The sequence below is a fragment of the Pseudomonas sp. Pse1 genome (assembly GCF_024519635.1).
Lineage (GTDB): Bacteria > Pseudomonadota > Gammaproteobacteria > Pseudomonadales > Pseudomonadaceae > Aquipseudomonas.
In genome coordinates this window covers 76,462-94,015 of record NZ_JALJRO010000005.1, presented here as the reverse complement: position 1 = coordinate 94,015, position 17,554 = coordinate 76,462, and the positions used below count along the sequence as shown (strand labels likewise).

The following is a 17,554-nucleotide window of genomic DNA, read 5'->3' as shown; positions in this document are numbered from 1 at the left end:
TTCAGACCTTTCCGGGTTCAGTAGCGCGCGTCCGCTGGCTTGCCACCTTTCGGCCAGTCCTTGAGCTTGTCCGGGTAGTCCGGGCGCGGCTGATGGGAGAAATACTCCGCGACATCCACTGCCTCTTGATCGGACAGCCCGCCCTGACCCAGCGGGAACTGCTCATGAAAGCCCACTGGCATGTTGCGTTTGACGAAGGCTGCAGCGGTGTAGGTGCGGGCCATGCCGGCGCCGATATTGAACGATTCATCGCCCCACAGTGGCGGGAATAGCCAGTCGCCAGTGGCGTGCTTGAGGCCTTCGCCGTGATTGCCATGGCACACCGCGCACTGCTTGGCGTACACCCGCTCGCCATTCTGAGCGTTGGGCTTGATCGCCGGATCAATTTTGCCGACGCCACGCCCCGCCACTTTGGCGCCGGGCTGGGTGTTGCGTTTCATCCAATCGAAATAGGCAATCATCGCCTGCATGTCAGCTGACTGCGGCGGCAGCGGGTGGCCGTTCATCGAGCGCCGGAAGCAGCCGTTGATCCGATCAGCCAGAGTAATCTCCCGACCCGCCCGCGGTGCATAGCCCGGGAAGAACGCCGAAACGCCGACAAACGGCGAGCCATCGGCGACGGTGCCCGCGTTCAGGTGGCAACTGGTGCAGTTCAGCGCATTGCCGACGTTGTCCGGCAGCAGTTCCCGGGTTTGCAGGTGCAGGCGCATGCCGCGCACCACCTGCTCAGCGTTGGGCGCCAGCAACATCTCGGCCAGGCGTGGGGTTTCAAAGGTGGCCGGCTCGTTGATCGGTTTGAGCTGCGCCCGCAGTTGCTTGACCTGCGCCGCGCTGATCGCCGAGCCGTTGTTGCCCCAACTGCTGCGGACAAAACTTAGGATTTCGGCGATTTCCTGGTCCGCTAGCCGGGCAAACCCGGGCATGGTGTAGACCCGGGGGTGGGTCTGGGTTTGTGCGGTTTTCCAGCCGGTCAGGGTGATGTGCAGCAGCGAGGTCGGGTCAACCGAGGCCACGCTCGGGTTGCCCGCCAAGGGCGGGAACATGCCGTTCACGCCGCCGCCATCCGGGCGATGGCAGTCGCCACAGAATTGCGTGTAGCCGAGGCCGCCACGGCTGCTGAACAGGGTGCTTGGCGGTTCGGCCGGTGCCAGCGGTACGCTCGGTGTCGGCAGGTCATCCTTGCCCGCCGGCAAGGACTTGAGGTAGGTCGCGATTGCCGTCAGGTCGGCGTCGGTAAAGTGCTGGGTGCTGTGATGAATCACCTCGGCCATGTTGCCGGACACCGTGGCGAAACGGTTCTGCCCGGTCTTGAGCAACTGCACGGTGTCGGGCACCGTCCACAGGTTGCGCAGGCTCAGGGCGCGCCAGTGCTCCACGGTTTCGCCAGCGAGGAAGTGTCGACCGCTGGCGCCGCCGTCGCTCATGGCCTTTTCCTGGAAGGCAATCCCCCGTGGCGTATGGCACGCACCGCAATGCCCCAACCCCTGCACCAGGTAGGCGCCGCGGTTGATGAGGGCATCTTTGCCGGGATCGGCGACGTAAGGCTTGGCGTCGACAAACAGGGTATTCCAGAACCACAGCCCCCAACGCTGATTGAAGGGAAAACTCATGTCCGCCTGCAGATTGGCCTGCTTGACCGGCTCCACCCCTTGCAGCAAATAGGCATAGAGGGCGCGCATGTCCGCTTCGCTCATCTTCGCGTAGGACGGATAGGGCATCGCCGGGTACAGGTTGATGCCCGCCGGCGTGACGCCTTCACGCATCGCCCGATCGAATTGCTCGAAGCTATAGCGACCGATACCGGTCTCGGGGTCTGGGGTGATGTTGCTGGAGTACAGCGTGCCCATCGGCGTTTGCAGCTCAAGGCCACCAGCCATCAGCGCGCCGCCCTTGGCGGTGTGACAGGCAACACAGTCGCCGAGCCGGGCGACGTACTCGCCCTGCTCGATCTGTGCACTTGGCTCAGCGGCATACAGGGTTGGCAAGAGAAACAACGAGATGACCAGCAACGCCAGTCGCGAGAGATTCATATCCATTGAAACACCCCTTCTGGGACTGGCCTCGGGTGGTCCCACCGGCCAGCTTCCTATTCATTTTTATCGGTTCATCAGGCAAGAACCGGGACCTGCAGGGCCCACTGTCTTTCTATAGGAATGGTTCGTAATGGCCGTTGATATGAATCACAGGATCGGCGCTTGAGGGGTAATGGCCGGGATTTGCCAAATCCCAGACAGCAAAAAGCCCGCATTAAGCGGGCTTTCTGGGGTGACCTGGCGTTCAGTGGTCCAGGTTACCAAATATGGCGCAGCGGACGGGACTCGAACCCGCGACCCCCGGCGTGACAGGCCGGTATTCTAACCGACTGAACTACCGCTGCGCTAAGCGTTGAAAGTAAGTGGTGGGTGATGACGGGATCGAACCGCCGACATTCTGCTTGTAAGGCAGACGCTCTCCCAGCTGAGCTAATCACCCTTTACCTTCGTTGCGGGACACATTATGCCACAAGATTTCGTAAAGTGTTGATTTAATTAATAAATTTATTAAAAAAACCGAAATCTGATGAAACCGTGCGTACCGCGTGGAACTCTTTCAGCAAAAAGCCCGCGTTAGCGGGCTTTCCGTGGTGACCTGGCGTTCAGTGGTCCAGGTTACCGAATATGGCGCAGCGGACGGGACTCGAACCCGCGACCCCCGGCGTGACAGGCCGGTATTCTAACCGACTGAACTACCGCTGCGCTAAACACTTGAAACGAATGGTGGGTGATGACGGGATCGAACCGCCGACATTCTGCTTGTAAGGCAGACGCTCTCCCAGCTGAGCTAATCACCCTTCGCTTCGGTGTGGCGCGCATTCTACGGAGCACTCCCACCTCTGGCAAGCACTTTTTTAAATAATTTTCTCAGGCCTTCCAAAGGGTTAGCGAAGGGTTGGCCTGCGACGCTGCGCGGAGAATAATGCCCCCCTTTGTATAAAGGAGAGACTCACCCCATGTGGTTCAAAAACCTGCTTATCTATCGCCTGACCCAAGATCTGCCTTTTGATGCCGAGGCGTTGGAAACTGCACTGGCCACCAAGCTGGCGCGTCCATGTGCAAGCCAGGAGTTGACCACCTACGGTTTCGTCGCGCCCTTCGGCAAAGGCGAAGATGCGCCTCTGGTGCATGTCAGCGGTGATTTCCTGCTGATCGCTGCGCGCAAGGAAGAACGCATCCTGCCGGGTAGCGTGGTGCGTGACGCGGTGAAGGAAAAGGTCGAAGAGATCGAAGCCGAACAGATGCGCAAGGTCTATAAGAAGGAGCGCGACCAGATCAAGGATGAAATCATCCAGGCCTTCCTGCCCCGCGCCTTTATCCGTCGTTCTTCGACCTTCGCCGCCATCGCGCCGAAACAGGGCCTGATCCTGGTCAACTCGGCCAGCCCGAAACGTGCCGAGGACCTGCTGTCGACCCTGCGTGAAGTGATTGGCTCACTGCCAGTACGCCCGCTGACGGTAAAAATGTCACCAACCGCGACCATGACCGAATGGGTCACCACCCAGAAAGCCGCGGACGACTTCTTTGTGCTGGACGAGTGCGAACTGCGCGACACCCACGAAGACGGCGGCATCGTACGCTGCAAGCGTCAAGACCTGACCAGCGAAGAGATCCAGTTGCACCTGAGCACCGGCAAAGTGGTTACCCAGCTGTCCCTGGCCTGGCAGGACAAACTGTCTTTCGTCCTCGACGACAAGATGGTGGTCAAGCGCCTGAAGTTCGAAGACCTGCTGCAGGACCAGGCGGAACAGGACGGTGGCGACGAGGCCCTGGGCCAATTGGACGCCAGTTTCACCCTGATGATGCTGACCTTCGGCGACTTCCTGCCGGCCCTGGTGGAAGCATTGGGCGGTGAAGAGACACCTCAGGGGATCTAACCTATAGGAGCGAGCCTGATCGCGATCGCGGCATCTTATTCAATAATGATGGGACTGACATATCGCCATCGCGAGAAGGCTCGCTCTTACAGGGGCAGTACCGCCTATTGATCCCAGGATCAATAGGCGGCACTCTAGCGCCCAACGCGAGGACGACCTCGCGGCTCGATCGAGTCATTAATCTGGGGACGACCCCGTCTATCGATGGAGGTGTTCATGTCCTGGATCATTCTGTTTTTCGCCGGCCTGTTTGAAGTCGGCTGGGCCGTAGGCCTGAAGTACACCGACGGCTTCAGCCGCCCTCTGCCCACCGCCCTGACCATCGTCGCCATGGCGATCAGCCTCGGCTTGCTGGGACTGGCGATGAAGGAGTTGCCGCTGGGCACTGCCTACGCGATCTGGACGGGCGTAGGCGCAGTGGGCACGGTCATCGCCGGGATCATCCTGTTTGGTGAATCCATGGCGCTGTTCCGCCTTGCCAGCGTTGCGCTGATCATCGCCGGGCTGGTCGGGCTGAAGATCAGCGCGGCCTGACCCGTTGGATAAAAAACGCCCGCATAACGCGGGCGTTTTTTTATCTTCGCTCTTCTAGCGCACCGCCCCCCGCAACTCGCTGACCAGTGCCTGCAACTGCGCCGGCGCTGCCGCCCCCACGGACACCGGCGGGCCCGCCACCAAGGTCACCCGCGACCAGAGCCGATGGAAAAAACCCTTGTTCGGGTCGCGACTGAAAAAGCTGCCCCACAAACCTTGCAAGGCCAACGGAATCACCGGCACCGGGGTCTGCTCGAGAATCCGCGTCAGCCCGCCCTTGAACTCATCGATCTCGCCGTCAGCGGTCAGTTTGCCTTCCGGAAAAATGCACACCAGCTCGCCGTCCTTCAGGTACTGGGCGATGCGGCTGAAGGCCTTTTCGTAGATCTGAATGTCTTCCTGACGCCCGGCAATGGGAATCGTCCCGGCAGTGCGGAAGATAAAGTTCAGCACTGGCAGGTTGTAGATCTTGTAGTACATCACGAAGCGAATCGGCCGACGCACCGCGCCGCCAATCAGCAAGGCGTCGACAAACGACACGTGATTGCACACCAGGAGCGCCGCCCCCTCATCGGGAATCAGCTCCAGGTTACGGTGCTGCACGCGGTACATGGAATGGCTGAGCAACCAGATCATGAAGCGCATGGTGAACTCGGGGACGATGCGGAAGATATAGGTGTTCACGCCGATATTGAGCAGCGACACCACCAGGAACAACTGGGGAATCGTCAGCTTGGCCAGGCTCAGCAGGACAATCGAAACGATCGCCGAGACCACCATGAACAGCGCGTTGAGAATGTTGTTGGCGGCAATCACCCGCGCCCGCTCGTGCTCGGCGGTGCGCGACTGGATCAGCGCATACAGCGGCACAATATAGAAACCGCCAAACACCCCCAAACCGAGAATATCCAGCAGCACCCACCAGGTATGGCGGAAGCCCAGCACCTGAATCCAGCCATGACCCTCGGCGCTCTCGGGAATACCGCCGGAATGCAACCACAGCAGCAGCCCGAACACCGTCAGGCCAAAGGAGCCGAACGGCACCAGGCCGATCTCCACTTTGCGCCCCGAAAGCTTTTCACAAAGCATCGAACCCAGGGCGATCCCCACCGAAAACACCGTCAGAATCAGGGTGACCACAGTTTCATCGCCGTGCATCCACTCCTTGGCATAAGCCGGGATCTGCGTCAGATAAATCGCCCCGACGAACCAGAACCATGAGTTACCGACAATCGAACGCGAAACGGCCGGCGTCTGCCCCAGACCCAGGCGCAAGGTCGCCCAGGATTCGCTGAAAATGTTCCAGTTCAGCTTCAACTCCGGTGTCGAGGCTGCCGCCCGCGGAATCCCGCGACTGGCCAGGTAACCAAGGACCGCAACGCCAATGATCGCGGTGGAAACCACGGGCGCGTAATGACTGGAAGACATCATGATCCCGGCGCCAATGGTCCCCGCCAGGATCGCCAGGAAGGTGCCCATTTCCACCAGGCCGTTACCGCCCACCAATTCGTCCTCACGCAACGCCTGGGGCAGGATCGAGTATTTCACCGGCCCGAACAGCGCCGAGTGAGTGCCCATGGCGAACAGCGCCAGCAACATCAGCCACAGGTGATCGAACAGGAAGCCCACCGCGCCGACCGCCATGATGGCGATCTCCCCCAGCTTGATCAGGCGGATCAACGCGTCCTTGGCGAATTTCTCGCCGAACTGCCCGGCCAACGCCGAGAACAGAAAGAACGGCAGGATGAAGAGCAAGGCGCAGAGGTTGACCCAGATCGAGCGGTCGCCCTCGATGGCCAGCTTGTAGAGGATGGCGAGGATCAACGATTGCTTGAAGATGTTGTCGTTGAACGCACCGAGGGATTGCGTGATGAAAAACGGCAGGAAGCGCCGCTTACGGAGCAAGGTGAACTGCGAAGGATGACTCATCTTCCATGTCCCTGAGTGGCTTGGATGCTCTTATTGGAATGTCCTTGAGCGATCCAGGCCACAACCTTAGCGTTATTTCTTTAACCCGGCGATGCATGGCGATACGAACAACTCACCACGCCAGGCGCCCTGCACGGTGCGCTTGGAAACGATCATCCACATGATCGCCAGCAGCGCCACCAGCAGCGTGCCAAACAGGCTGAAGAAGCTCAGGTTCAGGGTACTGGCCAGCTTCAGGGTGGTCAGCGAGAACACCCCAAGCGGGAAGGTAAAGCCCCACCAGCCGAGATTGAACGGAATGCCATCACGCAGGTAGCGCAGGGTGATCAGCACCGCCATCAGCATCCACCACAGGCCGAAGCCCCACAGGGTGATCCCGGCGATCAGGCCGATCCCCGCTGCCACCTCGCCAATACCAGGCATGCCGTTGGCGGCAAAGATCGGCGGTGCATCGGCGCCCAGCACCAGCATGCCCAAGGCTCCGGTACCGATTGGCCCCAGTGCCAGCCAGCTTGAGGCCGCCATGTTTTCATGGGGCAATTTGTGCAAGGCCATGCGCAGCAAGAGGATGGTCAGAATGCTCACCGCCACCGGCAGCGAGAACGCCCATAGCACATAGCTGGTGGTCAGCATCACCAACTGCCCATGAGCGTCAGCCAGATGAGGGGCAAGCAGGCCGCCGCTGGCCGCCGCGACTTCCGCCGCCACCACGGGCAACAGCCAGACGGCGGTCATCTGGTCGATGCTGTGCTCCTGACGGGTGAACATCATGTACGGAATCAGCACGCCGCAAGCCAGGGACATGGCCACGTCCAGCCACCAGAGGATTTCGGCGAGCGATACCACGCCCTGCCCCCAACGCGGCACGCCGAACACCAGCAGGCCGTTGATGATGGTCGCCAGCCCCATGGGAATGGTGCCGAAGAACATCGAGACAGTGGAGTGCCCGAAGATCCGCCGCGCCTCGTCGAAGAACATCACCCAGCGCGCGGTGTACAGCACACTGAACAGCACGAACAGGGCGATATTGAACAGCCACAACCCCTCGGCGACAGCGTGCAGTCCGGGAATGCGCACCGGTAATTGGGCCAGCGCTAGCGCCAGCACCCCGGTGCCCATGGTGGCGGCGAACCAGTTGGGCGTGAATTGGCGAATGACTTCACGCGGATGCTGCAGTTGGCTCAATGGCCGGCTGATGATTCTGCTGTTATGGATGGTGTGCACGCTGATCTCCTGTCCCCTGATGAGGTTGAATCCATCATAGAACCGGATCGAATATCCATATAACGGGTATTTTCTCTAACTGTTATCTATTTTGCAGATATAAAGCTACACACTGCCCTCCGTCTCGACCACCAGGATCCGCGCCACCCCTTGGGGGTGGGCCACATGCTCTGTGCCGACGGTGGCATAAAAAATATCGCCGACTTCCAGCAAGGCAACCTGTTCAACGCCCTCCTCCCGGTAATGCATCCGCACCTGTCCATCGAGCACCACGAACACTTCCTGGCCATCGTTGACGTGCCATTTGTAGGGCTGATCGGTCCAGTGCAGGCGGGTGGTAATCCCGTTCATATTGGCAATATCCAGCGCGGCCCAGGCACGCTCACCCGTAAAGGATTTGCTGCGGATAATCTTCATTGCGAATCAACTCCCTTGAATCGGTCCAGGTCAGGCCCCAAGGCTAACTCAAGCGCTCGGTTGAACGACACGGGATTGTCCCTGCGACACCCCGCCGCGCTCCGACCTTGGTCGACACTGACGTCGCCGGGACTACGTGCGAGACTGTCTGACCGGGCCGCGCTCCCGGGTGCCTTTTGTCAGGAGTTTCCATGTCGCTGTCCAGCGGGCTGATTGCCGCCGTCGCCCTGGCCTATATGGCCATCATGTTCGCTATCGCTTTCTACGGTGATCGGCGCAGCACCCCGCTGCCACCGCGCATGCGCGCCTGGGTGTACAGCCTGTCGCTGGCCGTCTATTGCACCAGCTGGACCTTCTTCGGCGCGGTGGGCCAGGCTGCCGAGCAACTCTGGTCATTTCTACCGATTTACCTCGGACCGATCCTGCTGCTGGTGCTGGCACCCTGGGTCCTGCAAAAGATGGTGATGATCAGCAAACAGGAAAACATCACCTCGATTGCCGACTTCATCGCTGCCCGCTACGGCAAATCCCAATCGTTGGCGGTGGTGGTGGCGTTGATCTGCCTGGTCGGCGTCCTGCCCTACATCGCCCTGCAACTCAAGGGCATCGTCCTCGGGGTGAACCTGTTGATCGGCGCCGGAGCCGACGCCATGGGCACCCGCGCCCAGGACACGGCGCTGATTGTGTCGCTGATTCTGGCGCTGTTCACCATTGTCTTCGGCACGCGCAACCTAGATGCCACCGAGCACCACCGGGGCATGGTAATGGCGATCGCTTTCGAGTCGCTGGTCAAGTTGTTCGCCTTTCTCGCAGTCGGCGCGTTCGTCACCTACGGCCTGTATGACGGCTTCGACGACCTGTTCGACCAGGCGATGCTTGCCCCGCGCTTGGAGCAATACTGGAAAGAAACCATCAACTGGCCCTCGATGGTGGTGCAGACCGGGGTTGCCATGATGGCTATCATTTGTCTGCCCCGACAGTTCCACGTCACCGTGGTGGAGAACATCGAACCCCAAGACCTGCGCCTGGCGAAATGGGTATTCCCTGCTTACCTGGCACTGGCGGCGCTGTTCGTGGTGCCCATTGCCCTGGCCGGGCAAATGCTGCTGCCCAGTTCGGTCCTGCCCGACTCATTCGTGATCAGCCTGCCCCTGGCCCAGGCGCATCCGGCCCTGGCGTTGCTGGCTTTTATCGGTGGCGCCTCAGCCGCGACCGGCATGGTGATCGTCGCCAGTGTTGCGCTGTCGACCATGGTCTCCAACGACATGCTGCTGCCCTGGCTGCTGCGGCGCAAAAATGCCGAGCGACCGTTCGAAGTGTTCCGCCACTGGATGCTCTCGGTACGCCGCGTCAGCATCGTAGTCATCCTGCTGCTGGCGTATGTCGCCTATCGCCTGCTCGGTTCCACCGCCAGCCTCGCCACCATTGGTCAAATCGCCTTCGCCGCGGTGACCCAACTGGCACCCGCGATGCTCGGCGCGCTGTATTGGAAACAGGCTAACCGCCGCGGTGTCTTCGCCGGCCTCGCCGCCGGTACCTTCCTCTGGTTCTACACCCTGATCCTGCCGATTGCCGCCCACAGCATGGGCTGGTCACTGAGCAGTTTCCCCGGCCTCGGCTGGTTGCACAGCAATCCGCTGAACCTGCCGATCACCCCGTTGACCCAAGGCGTGGTGCTGTCACTGGCCGGTAACTTCACCCTGTTTGCCTGGGTTTCGGTGCTGTCGCGCACCCGCGTCTCGGAGCACTGGCAGGCCGGTCGCTTTATCGGCCAGGAAATCAGCGCGCGGCCCAGTGCCCGTTCGATGCTGGCGGTGCAGATCGATGACCTGCTGCAACTGGCGGCACGTTTTGTCGGTGAAGAGCGCGCCCGGCAGAGCTTCATTCGTTTCGCCTATCGCCAGGGCAAGGGCTTCAACCCGAACCAGAATGCCGACAACGAATGGATCGCCCATACCGAACGCCTGCTGGCCGGGGTGCTTGGCGCTTCTTCCACCCGCGCCGTGGTGAAAGCGGCTATCGAAGGGCGGGAAATGCAGCTTGAGGATGTCGTCCGCATCGCCGACGAAGCGTCGGAAGTGTTGCAGTTCAACCGCGCCTTGCTGCAAGGCGCGATTGAAAACATCACCCAGGGCATCAGCGTGGTCGACCAGTCGCTGAAGCTGGTGGCCTGGAACCGCCGTTACCTGGAACTGTTCGACTACCCGGACGGCTTGATCAGCGTCGGCCGGCCGATCGCCGACATCATCCGCCACAATGCCGAACGCGGCCTGTGCGGCCCCGGCGAAGCCCAGGTGCATGTCGCACGCCGCCTGCATTGGATGCGCCAGGGACGGGCCCACACTTCCGAACGACTTTTCCCCAACGGCCGGGTGATCGAGCTGATCGGTAATCCGATGCCCGGCGGCGGTTTCGTCATGAGTTTCACCGACATTACTGCGTTCCGCGAAGCCGAGCAGGCGCTGACTGAGGCTAATGAAGGATTGGAGCGCCGAGTCGCCGAGCGCACTCATGAGCTGTCGCAATTGAATGTCGCCCTGACCGAAGCCAAAGGCACCGCAGAAGCCGCCAACCAGTCGAAAACCCGTTTCCTTGCTGCGGTCAGCCATGACTTGATGCAGCCGCTGAACGCTGCGCGTCTGTTCTCGGCCGCCCTCTCCCATCGCGACGACGACCTGTCGGACGAGTCCCGGCAACTGGTGCAACACCTGGACAGCTCACTGCGTTCGGCCGAAGACTTGATCAGCGACCTGCTGGACATCTCGCGCCTGGAGAACGGCAAGATCAATCCGGACCGCAAGCCATTCGAGCTCAACGAGCTGTTCGACACCCTGGGCGCCGAGTTCAAGGCGCTGGCCCAGGAGCAAGGATTGAAGTTCCGGGTGCGCGGCAGCCGCCTGCGCGTTGACAGTGATGCCAAGCTGTTGCGCCGGGTCTTGCAGAATTTTCTCACCAACGCGTTCCGTTATGCCAAAGGGCCTGTTCTGCTCGGCGTGCGGCGCCAGGGCGAACACCTGAGCCTGGAAGTCTGGGACCGTGGGCCGGGCATTCCGGAAGACAAGCGCCAGGTGATTTTCGAAGAGTTCAAGCGCTTGGACAGCCACCAGACTCGCGCCGAGAAAGGCCTGGGCCTGGGTCTGGCGATTGCCGATGGCTTGTGTCGGGTACTCGGTCACCCACTGCAAGTGCGCTCCTGGCCGGGCCGGGGCAGCGTGTTCAGCGTCAGCGTGCCGCTGGCCCGCGCGCAAACCGCCGCAACGGGAAAAGTCAGCGAAGCGAACGGACAACCACTGACCGGCGCGCAAGTGCTCTGCGTCGATAACGAAGACAGCATTCTGATTGGCATGAACAGCCTGCTCAGCCGCTGGGGCTGTCAGGTGCACACCGCCCGCAACCGTGCCGAATGCGCGGCCCTGCTCAACGATGGCGTGCGCCCGCAACTGGCGCTGGTCGACTACCACCTCGACGAGGGCGAAACCGGCACTGCGCTGATGGCCTGGCTGCGCACCCAGCTCGGCGAGCCAGTGCCCGGCGTGGTGATCAGCGCCGACGGGCGACCCGAGCGCATCGCCCAAGTGCATGCAGCCGGCCTGGATTATTTGCCCAAGCCGGTGAAACCGGCTGCCTTGCGCGCCTTGTTGAGTCGGCACCTGCCGCTGTAGCTATTCGGGCAGCTCGGCCAGGCCATCGACATCGGTCATCGCCCGCTCCAGCAGGTCCGCTGGCAGGCTCTTGCTGGCTCGCGCACCGAGCAATTTAAGTTGCTCGCTGCGACTGACCAGGTTGCCACGGCCCTCGGTCAGTTTGTTGCGGGCAGCGCTGTAGGCTTTATCCAGTTGCTGCAGGCGATTGCCCACCTCGTCCAGGTCCTGGATGAACAGCACAAACTTGTCGTAGAGCCAGCCAGCACGCTCGGCAATTTCCCGCGCATTCTGGCTCTGGCGCTCCTGTTTCCACAGGCTGTCGATCACCCGCAAGGTCGCCAGCAATGTGGTCGGGCTGACAATCACGATGTGCCGATCGAATGCCTCCTGGAACAGGTTCGGCTCCGCCTGCAAAGCCGCCGAGAACGCTGCCTCGATCGGCACGAACAGCAGGACGAAATCCAGACTGTGCAGGCCGTCCAGGCGTTTATAGTCCTTGTCGGACAAGCCCTTGACGTGATTGCGCAACGATTGCACGTGCTGCTTGAGCGCGGCTTGGCCGATGGCCGCATCGTCCGCCGCGACATACTGCTGATAGGCCGTGAGGCTGACCTTGGAGTCGACCACCACCTGCTTGTCGCCCGGCAGATAAATCAGCACATCCGGCTGAAAACGCTCCCCGTCTGGCCCTTTGAGACTGACCTGAGTCTGGTACTCGCGCCCCTTCTCCAGACCTGCGTGCTCGAGCACCCGCTCCAGAATCAACTCGCCCCAGTTACCCTGGGTCTTCTGGCCCTTAAGGGCGCGCGTGAGGTTGGTCGCTTCGTCGCTCAAACGCAGGTTCAGTTGCTGCAGGCGCTCCAGCTCCTTGGCCAGGGAAAAACGCTCGCGCGCCTCGGCCTGATAACTTTCCTCGACGCGCTTTTCGAACGATTGAATGCGTTCTTTCAGCGGATCGAGCAATTGCCCCAAACGCTGTTGGCTGGTCTCGGCGAAGCGTTGCTCACGCTCATCGAAGATCTTCCCGGCCAGTTCGGCGAATTGCGCGCGCAGCTCGTCCCGCGAGCCTTGCAGGTCGTTGAGGCGCTGTTGATGGCTTTCCTGCTGCTCGCGCAACTCGGCATTGAGCGACGCCGCCTGGGCGTCCAGCCGGCGCAACTCAATCTCCTTGCTGTTGCGCTCGAGGTTCCAGGCATGGGCGGCGTCACGAGCGTTATCACGTTCGATCTGCAGCAACTCGACCTCCCGGCGGACGGCAGCGAGGTCTGCCTGCTTGCTGGCATTGGCTTGCCCGAGGTCGCTGATTTCGTCGCGACAGGCATCGAGCTGGGCATTCAGCCCGTCCTGCGCCAACTGGGCGGTCGCCAGGCGCTCCTCCAGCAGCGACTGCGCGGCCTGCGCCGAGCTCAATCGGCGCTGCAGTTGCCAGGCCAAAAACAGCAACGGCAAAGCGCCAGCCGCCAGCCCCAGCAACACACTGGTCAAGTCCATAGCCATGAAGACTCCTGCCGATCCACTAAAACTCGAAGGTTAACCAAGCCGGCAAGGCTTGGACAGCTCAGTCTTCGATCTGGCCGAGTTCGCGCAGGGCACGCCGGTCGCCGGCGCGGGCGGCCTGGCGCAGCAGGTCTTGGCCGATACGGCGGTCCCGGGCATTGCCACACTCGCGGCACATTAACTGACCCAGACGACTTTGCGCGGCCACCACCCCTTCCCGGGCAGGCGCCTTAAGCAAACGCCCGGCCAAGTGCTTGACGTTGGGGTTTTCGCCCAAGCGTGGACTATCGAGCAGCCACTCAGCGACTCGCATCGAAATGCGCTTGGGCGGGGTAACACTGGAGTGTTTGTCGGTAACAGAAGTTGATACTGAGCGAAACTTCATAAAGCACTGTGGGACAGATCGGAGGGCGCGCCACTTTACTCCTTTTTTCGCGTGGGTAAAGTCGAAAAAAACCCGGCACGCCCGTGCTAGAGCAAGCGCTCGGGACAATCCACAGAAGCTGTGGATAACTCAGTGGACAACACCCCTTGAACTGCCCGTAACCCCTGTGGAATGGGGCTCCCGCTCAAACTGACGATTTTTTCACCAGTAAAAAAAAGCGATGTTTTTCATTGACTTAAATTTCCGCTACAGGCACCCATCAGCCTCGAAGGCGACATGACAGTACGGTGACAACCTGCCCCCGGAATGTGCACAAGTACCTGGATAGCGGTTATATCGACGCACTTTTAACGGGCATTTTTTGAAGATCGGTAACAACTGGATCCAGAATGATCGGTGGCTGCTTGCTCGGGGGAGAGTCAATAGCCAGAGGCACGCAATGCGACGCAGGTAACAAAATATTTCTCACCTAGCACACTTCCATTCCCCAATTCAATGCGCTACTATCCGCGGCGTTAGTACCAAGCTGAAAGTCAATTCTGGTCGAACAACGCCTGCGGTCTACCTTCCCTAAAGAGAAGCCATCACCGATATCACAGGGGCGGCCACCTCGATGGTTTCCAGGTAATGCTTGCAACCACCCTGTTCTGCTACGAACGCAATGGGTGCCTTGAAGCTCGCTTACTCTGACCGAACCAACCTGCAAATTGATCAGGATCTTCACCCCGGGCCCAGAACCTTTGCCCTTGATGTGTCGCCTGCCCTCCTAAGTACCTACCTGCCGGCCCAAGCGCGCAAACTTATAGCGCTTCAACTGGCTGCTTTGTTCCAGTCGGGTTCTTCGTTCGATCAATGGTGATCGACGTTACTGGAACGTTTTAACGTTGCACGGTTCTTATCCGTGTCATTTGTAGGAACACCCATAATTATGTCGACTCAAATCCATACTCAGGATGCCATTCGCACCCTAACCAACGCCTTCGCACCGATGAACTGCCTGATCATGGCCGCTCGCAAAGGCTGCTTCAGCTTTACCCTGGTCAACGAACACGGCATCGCTCGTCACAGCGAACGCCTGTACCCCGATCAATACTCCAGCGCCGAGCCGCTGCAGGCCGTGATCGAGCGTACCCGTCAGGCACTGGTTGCCTGAGACGCCAGAAAGGCTGAAAACCTGAAAAGCCTCGCCGAAAATGCGGGGCTTTTTATTGCCTTTTATTTCTCGCCTACCGACAGCGGCCTAAGCACCAACCGATATAACGGTTATAACTCGCAGCCGGAAATATTTTAAAAACAGGCCTTTACAGCAAGAATATGACACTACACTTCAACTCAAGCGGCTTGATCCGCTTCCGGCGAGCCTGAGTCGACCCACCGCTGCCAAGCCCACCCAATCAGGCATCGCCGCCCACTTTACGTTTCGAGGGCCTTATGGGTATCGCCGCCAGCGAACTGTGCCGTTTTGTGATCCGCCCGACCCTGATTTATCTGGGAAGTCACAGCACGACAGCCGAAACCCTGCTGCTGGGAGTTGCCGCCAGCCAGTCAGCCCTGGGCTCCGGCCTGCATGACCGCCGTGGCCATGGCCTGTACCGGATTGGTGAACTTCGCCATCAAGCCCTGTGGGACGATTACCTGGCTCTGGATCCCGAGCGCGCCAGCCTGGTTCGCGGACTCGCCAGCCAGCACGCCTTCCTCAGCGGTCCGCACCTGGAACTCACGGTTAATTTGCGCTACGCCACGGCCATTGCCTGGCTGTTGATCGAAGAACAGAACACCCCACTCCCGGCCGCCGATGACGTGCTCGGCATGGCAAAAATATGGCGCCAGATTTTCAATCCACAAGGGCGCCTGCGCGACTACACTTGCGCCTGGCAGGCCTGTGTTTCACCGCTGAATCAGGTGGCATGCTGACCGGGCAAATTGCAAGATCGGCGAAATAGCAGCGAATTTGGTAGGATTGTCCTACAAAAGCGCTCTAACTCGCGCATTACAGGCTATGGCGTTGGAGTGAAAATATTGGTAGTTTCCGCTCCGGTGATCACCCGGAGTTTCTAATAATGAAAAAAGTCATGCTCAAAACCACCCTTGGCCTCGCTGTTACCTTGGCATCCACCCAGATCTTCGCAGCTGGCTTTGCCATCAACGAACAAAGCATCAGCGGGATGGGTACAGGTTTCGCCGGGCGTTCTTCTGTCGCAGATGATGCAAGCACCATTTATGGCAACCCGGCCGGCATGTCGCGCCTCAAGCGTGAACAAGTCACTGGCGGGGTCGCCCTGCTCGATGCCCATACCGACATCAGCCATGCCAGCTCCAGCCCTAACGGCGGCACCAACAAAGGCGACATGGTGCCGTTCATCGGCGTACCCATGGGCTTCTACGTCAAGCCGATCGATGAGCATTGGGCTGTCGGTATTGGCGCGTATGCACCCTTTGGCCTGGTGACCGACTACGAGAACGGTTTCGCCGGCAAATACTTTGGCACCAAGAGCGACGTTAAAGTCCTGACCTTGCAGCCAACCGTTTCCTACGCCTTCAACGACAAGGTCTCTATCGGTTTCGGCCCGACTTTTAACCGCATCGAAGGCAAACTCGAGTCGGACCTGTCGATTACCCAAGCGGCCCCGGATGGCCATGTACGCATCAAGGGTGACGACACCGCAGTGGGCTACAACATCGGCGTGCTGGCACAGCTGACCGACAGCACCCGTGTCGGCCTGACCTACCACTCGAAGGTCAAGTACAAGCTCGAAGGCAATACCAAGGTCAACTACGGCCTGCTGCCGCTGGCCGGCCAGAGCAAGGACCAGAAGTACGATGCATCCCTGGACCTGACCACCCCGGAATCCGTGGACTTCTCGGTCACGCACGCCCTCGATGACCAATGGACCCTGTATGCAGGCAGCACCTGGACCCGCTGGAGCCGTCTGAAAGAAATCACCGTCGAGAACAGCGGCGTGCCGGGCGTGTTGGCAGGTCAATTCGGCGAAATTACCGAAGAGCAGAACTGGCACGACACCTGGGCACACGCCATCGGTGCTTCGTACCAGCTGAACAAAGAGTGGGTATTGCGTACCGGCCTGTCGTTCGACCAGGCCCCGACCAATAACGTTGATCGCTCACCGCGCATCCCGACCGGCGACCGCACCATCTTCAGCCTGGGCGCTGGCTGGAGCCCGACCGATGACCTGACCATCGACCTGGCCTACTCCTACCTCAAGGAAGAAGCCGTCAAGGTCAACAACAGCAACGACCGTGGCCAAAGCTACAACGCCAAGTATGAAAACTGGGCGAACGGCTTCGGTGTTGGCGCGACCTACCGCTTCTGATGCAAGACAGGCCTGAACAGCTCGGCAAGTGAAGTGAAAAAGCCCCGCCTCGGTTGACCGAGGCGGGGCTTTTTAGTGGGCGTCATTCAGGGTTGGGAGGCCAGGGCCTTCTCGACCGCCTCAATGAATTCGGGGTTGTCTGGCTTAGTCAGGCTGGAGAAGTTGGCAATCACATTGCCTTTGCGGTCGACCACGTACTTGTAGAAATTCCACTTCGGCGAACTGCTTTGCTCCGCCAACATCTTGAACAAGTGAGTGGCGCCATCACCGCGAACCTTCTGGGCCTCGGTCATGGTGAAGGTCACGCCATAGTTCACATAGCAGACCTTGGCGGTCTCGGCGTTATCCCCGGATTCCTGCTTGAAGTCGTTGGACGGTACGCCGAGCACCTCCAGCCCCTGGCCCTTATAGCGCTGATACAGCGCTTCAAGGCTTTTAAATTGCGGGGCAAAGCCGCAGAAGCTGGCGGTATTGACCACCACCAGCGGTTTGCCGGCATAGCGCTGGCACAGGTCAATGCTGTCCTTGGCGTGTAACTTGGGCAGGGAACCGGTCAGTAGCGGCGGGCATTCAGCCGCCAGCACGGAACCTGTGAACATCGACAAAAGAGCGGGAACAGCAAGCCAGCGCAGCGGCATATCGAGCGTCCTTGAGTAGGTGTCAGAGGGCGACGTTACTCGCC

The 17,554-nt window shown here is 60.2% G+C and carries 13 protein-coding genes and 4 tRNA genes; 6 read left to right on the top strand and 11 right to left on the bottom strand.

Annotated features, from left to right (window positions below; translation table 11 throughout):
- Positions 1 to 17 precede the first annotated feature (17 nt).
- From NR126_RS09595 to NR126_RS09575, 5 genes are all read right to left on the bottom strand, one after another.
- Positions 18 to 2,036 carry a c-type cytochrome gene (locus NR126_RS09595; RefSeq protein WP_256830091.1) on the bottom strand — a complete coding sequence of 673 codons (2,019 nt, stop codon included), beginning with the start codon at positions 2,034 to 2,036 and terminating at the stop codon, positions 18 to 20.
- A gap of 264 nt (positions 2,037 to 2,300) precedes the next feature.
- A tRNA-Asp gene (locus NR126_RS09590) sits at positions 2,301 to 2,377 on the bottom strand.
- 19 nt (positions 2,378 to 2,396) lie between these two features.
- Positions 2,397 to 2,472 (bottom strand) — tRNA-Val (locus NR126_RS09585).
- Positions 2,473 to 2,658: 186 nt separating this feature from the next.
- Positions 2,659 to 2,735: transfer RNA gene (locus NR126_RS09580), tRNA-Asp, on the bottom strand.
- Between the two features lie 19 nt (positions 2,736 to 2,754).
- A tRNA-Val gene (locus NR126_RS09575) sits at positions 2,755 to 2,830 on the bottom strand.
- Positions 2,831 to 2,989: 159 nt separating this feature from the next.
- Here NR126_RS09575 and rdgC point away from each other — a divergent pair.
- Both rdgC and sugE read left to right on the top strand, forming a co-directional pair.
- Entirely contained in the window at positions 2,990 to 3,910 is a 921-nt protein-coding gene (rdgC, locus tag NR126_RS09570; protein ID WP_007936132.1) for a recombination-associated protein RdgC, read from the top strand.
- Positions 3,911 to 4,126: 216 nt separating this feature from the next.
- A complete protein-coding gene (sugE, locus tag NR126_RS09565) occupies positions 4,127 to 4,444 on the top strand; it encodes a quaternary ammonium compound efflux SMR transporter SugE (RefSeq protein ID WP_027620002.1) in 318 nt (105 codons plus the stop codon).
- Between the two features lie 54 nt (positions 4,445 to 4,498).
- Here sugE and NR126_RS09560 read toward each other — a convergent pair whose 3' ends face one another.
- The 3 genes from NR126_RS09560 to NR126_RS09550 all read right to left on the bottom strand — a co-directional run bounded on the left by NR126_RS09560 (position 4,499) and on the right by NR126_RS09550 (position 8,014).
- Positions 4,499 to 6,373, bottom strand: a complete 1,875-nt coding sequence (locus NR126_RS09560) for an MFS transporter (protein WP_256830090.1) — start codon at positions 6,371 to 6,373, stop codon at positions 4,499 to 4,501.
- Between the two features lie 72 nt (positions 6,374 to 6,445).
- Complete coding sequence (locus tag NR126_RS09555; protein WP_256830089.1) at positions 6,446 to 7,597, bottom strand: TDT family transporter; 1,152 nt, start codon at positions 7,595 to 7,597, stop codon at positions 6,446 to 6,448.
- 105 nt (positions 7,598 to 7,702) lie between these two features.
- Complete coding sequence (locus tag NR126_RS09550; RefSeq protein ID WP_027619999.1) at positions 7,703 to 8,014, bottom strand: cupin; 312 nt, start codon at positions 8,012 to 8,014, stop codon at positions 7,703 to 7,705.
- Positions 8,015 to 8,205: 191 nt separating this feature from the next.
- Here NR126_RS09550 and NR126_RS09545 point away from each other — a divergent pair, with 191 nt between their 5' ends.
- Positions 8,206 to 11,676 carry a PAS domain-containing hybrid sensor histidine kinase/response regulator gene (locus NR126_RS09545; protein ID WP_256830088.1) on the top strand — a complete coding sequence of 1,157 codons (3,471 nt, stop codon included), beginning with the start codon at positions 8,206 to 8,208 and terminating at the stop codon, positions 11,674 to 11,676.
- Here the strand turns inward: NR126_RS09545 and rmuC are convergent, their stop codons facing one another.
- Entirely contained in the window at positions 11,677 to 13,041 is a 1,365-nt protein-coding gene (gene rmuC, locus NR126_RS09540) for a DNA recombination protein RmuC (RefSeq protein ID WP_177327274.1), read from the bottom strand.
- 175 nt (positions 13,042 to 13,216) lie between these two features.
- Positions 13,217 to 13,540 carry a hypothetical protein gene (locus tag NR126_RS09535; protein ID WP_105753809.1) on the bottom strand — a complete coding sequence of 108 codons (324 nt, stop codon included), beginning with the start codon at positions 13,538 to 13,540 and terminating at the stop codon, positions 13,217 to 13,219.
- A gap of 928 nt (positions 13,541 to 14,468) precedes the next feature.
- Between NR126_RS09535 and NR126_RS09530 the strand changes: the two genes are divergently transcribed.
- The 3 genes from NR126_RS09530 (at position 14,469) to NR126_RS09520 (ending at position 16,872) form a co-directional block, all read left to right on the top strand.
- On the top strand, positions 14,469 to 14,693 hold the full coding sequence (locus tag NR126_RS09530) for a hypothetical protein (RefSeq protein ID WP_007898912.1): 225 nt from the start codon (positions 14,469 to 14,471) through the stop codon (positions 14,691 to 14,693).
- A 278-nt stretch (positions 14,694 to 14,971) separates the two neighbouring features.
- Positions 14,972 to 15,454: a hypothetical protein gene (locus NR126_RS09525; RefSeq protein ID WP_027619995.1), complete on the top strand. Its 483-nt coding sequence runs from the start codon at positions 14,972 to 14,974 to the stop codon at positions 15,452 to 15,454.
- 146 nt (positions 15,455 to 15,600) lie between these two features.
- Positions 15,601 to 16,872 carry an OmpP1/FadL family transporter gene (locus NR126_RS09520; RefSeq protein ID WP_105753811.1) on the top strand — a complete coding sequence of 424 codons (1,272 nt, stop codon included), beginning with the start codon at positions 15,601 to 15,603 and terminating at the stop codon, positions 16,870 to 16,872.
- Between the two features lie 86 nt (positions 16,873 to 16,958).
- Here the strand turns inward: NR126_RS09520 and NR126_RS09515 are convergent, their stop codons facing one another.
- The gene (locus NR126_RS09515) at positions 16,959 to 17,510 is read right to left on the bottom strand and encodes a glutathione peroxidase (RefSeq protein ID WP_105753812.1); all 552 of its coding nucleotides are present in this window, start codon (positions 17,508 to 17,510) and stop codon (positions 16,959 to 16,961) included.
- Between the last annotated feature and the right edge of the window lie 44 nt (positions 17,511 to 17,554).

What these genes read in the sequence shown, in the direction of transcription:
- NR126_RS09595 (WP_256830091.1), bottom strand. Translation starts at nt 2,036, where the DNA reads ATGGATATGAATCTCTCGCGACTGGCGTTGCTGGTCATCTCGTTGTTT.
- rdgC (WP_007936132.1), top strand. Translation starts at nt 2,990, where the DNA reads ATGTGGTTCAAAAACCTGCTTATCTATCGCCTGACCCAAGATCTGCCT.
- sugE (WP_027620002.1), top strand. Translation starts at nt 4,127, where the DNA reads ATGTCCTGGATCATTCTGTTTTTCGCCGGCCTGTTTGAAGTCGGCTGG.
- NR126_RS09560 (WP_256830090.1), bottom strand. Translation starts at nt 6,373, where the DNA reads ATGAGTCATCCTTCGCAGTTCACCTTGCTCCGTAAGCGGCGCTTCCTG.
- NR126_RS09550 (WP_027619999.1), bottom strand. Translation starts at nt 8,014, where the DNA reads ATGAAGATTATCCGCAGCAAATCCTTTACGGGTGAGCGTGCCTGGGCC.
- NR126_RS09545 (WP_256830088.1), top strand. Translation starts at nt 8,206, where the DNA reads ATGTCGCTGTCCAGCGGGCTGATTGCCGCCGTCGCCCTGGCCTATATG.
- NR126_RS09535 (WP_105753809.1), bottom strand. Translation starts at nt 13,540, where the DNA reads ATGAAGTTTCGCTCAGTATCAACTTCTGTTACCGACAAACACTCCAGT.
- NR126_RS09530 (WP_007898912.1), top strand. Translation starts at nt 14,469, where the DNA reads ATGTCGACTCAAATCCATACTCAGGATGCCATTCGCACCCTAACCAAC.
- NR126_RS09525 (WP_027619995.1), top strand. Translation starts at nt 14,972, where the DNA reads ATGGGTATCGCCGCCAGCGAACTGTGCCGTTTTGTGATCCGCCCGACC.
- NR126_RS09520 (WP_105753811.1), top strand. Translation starts at nt 15,601, where the DNA reads ATGAAAAAAGTCATGCTCAAAACCACCCTTGGCCTCGCTGTTACCTTG.
- NR126_RS09515 (WP_105753812.1), bottom strand. Translation starts at nt 17,510, where the DNA reads ATGCCGCTGCGCTGGCTTGCTGTTCCCGCTCTTTTGTCGATGTTCACA.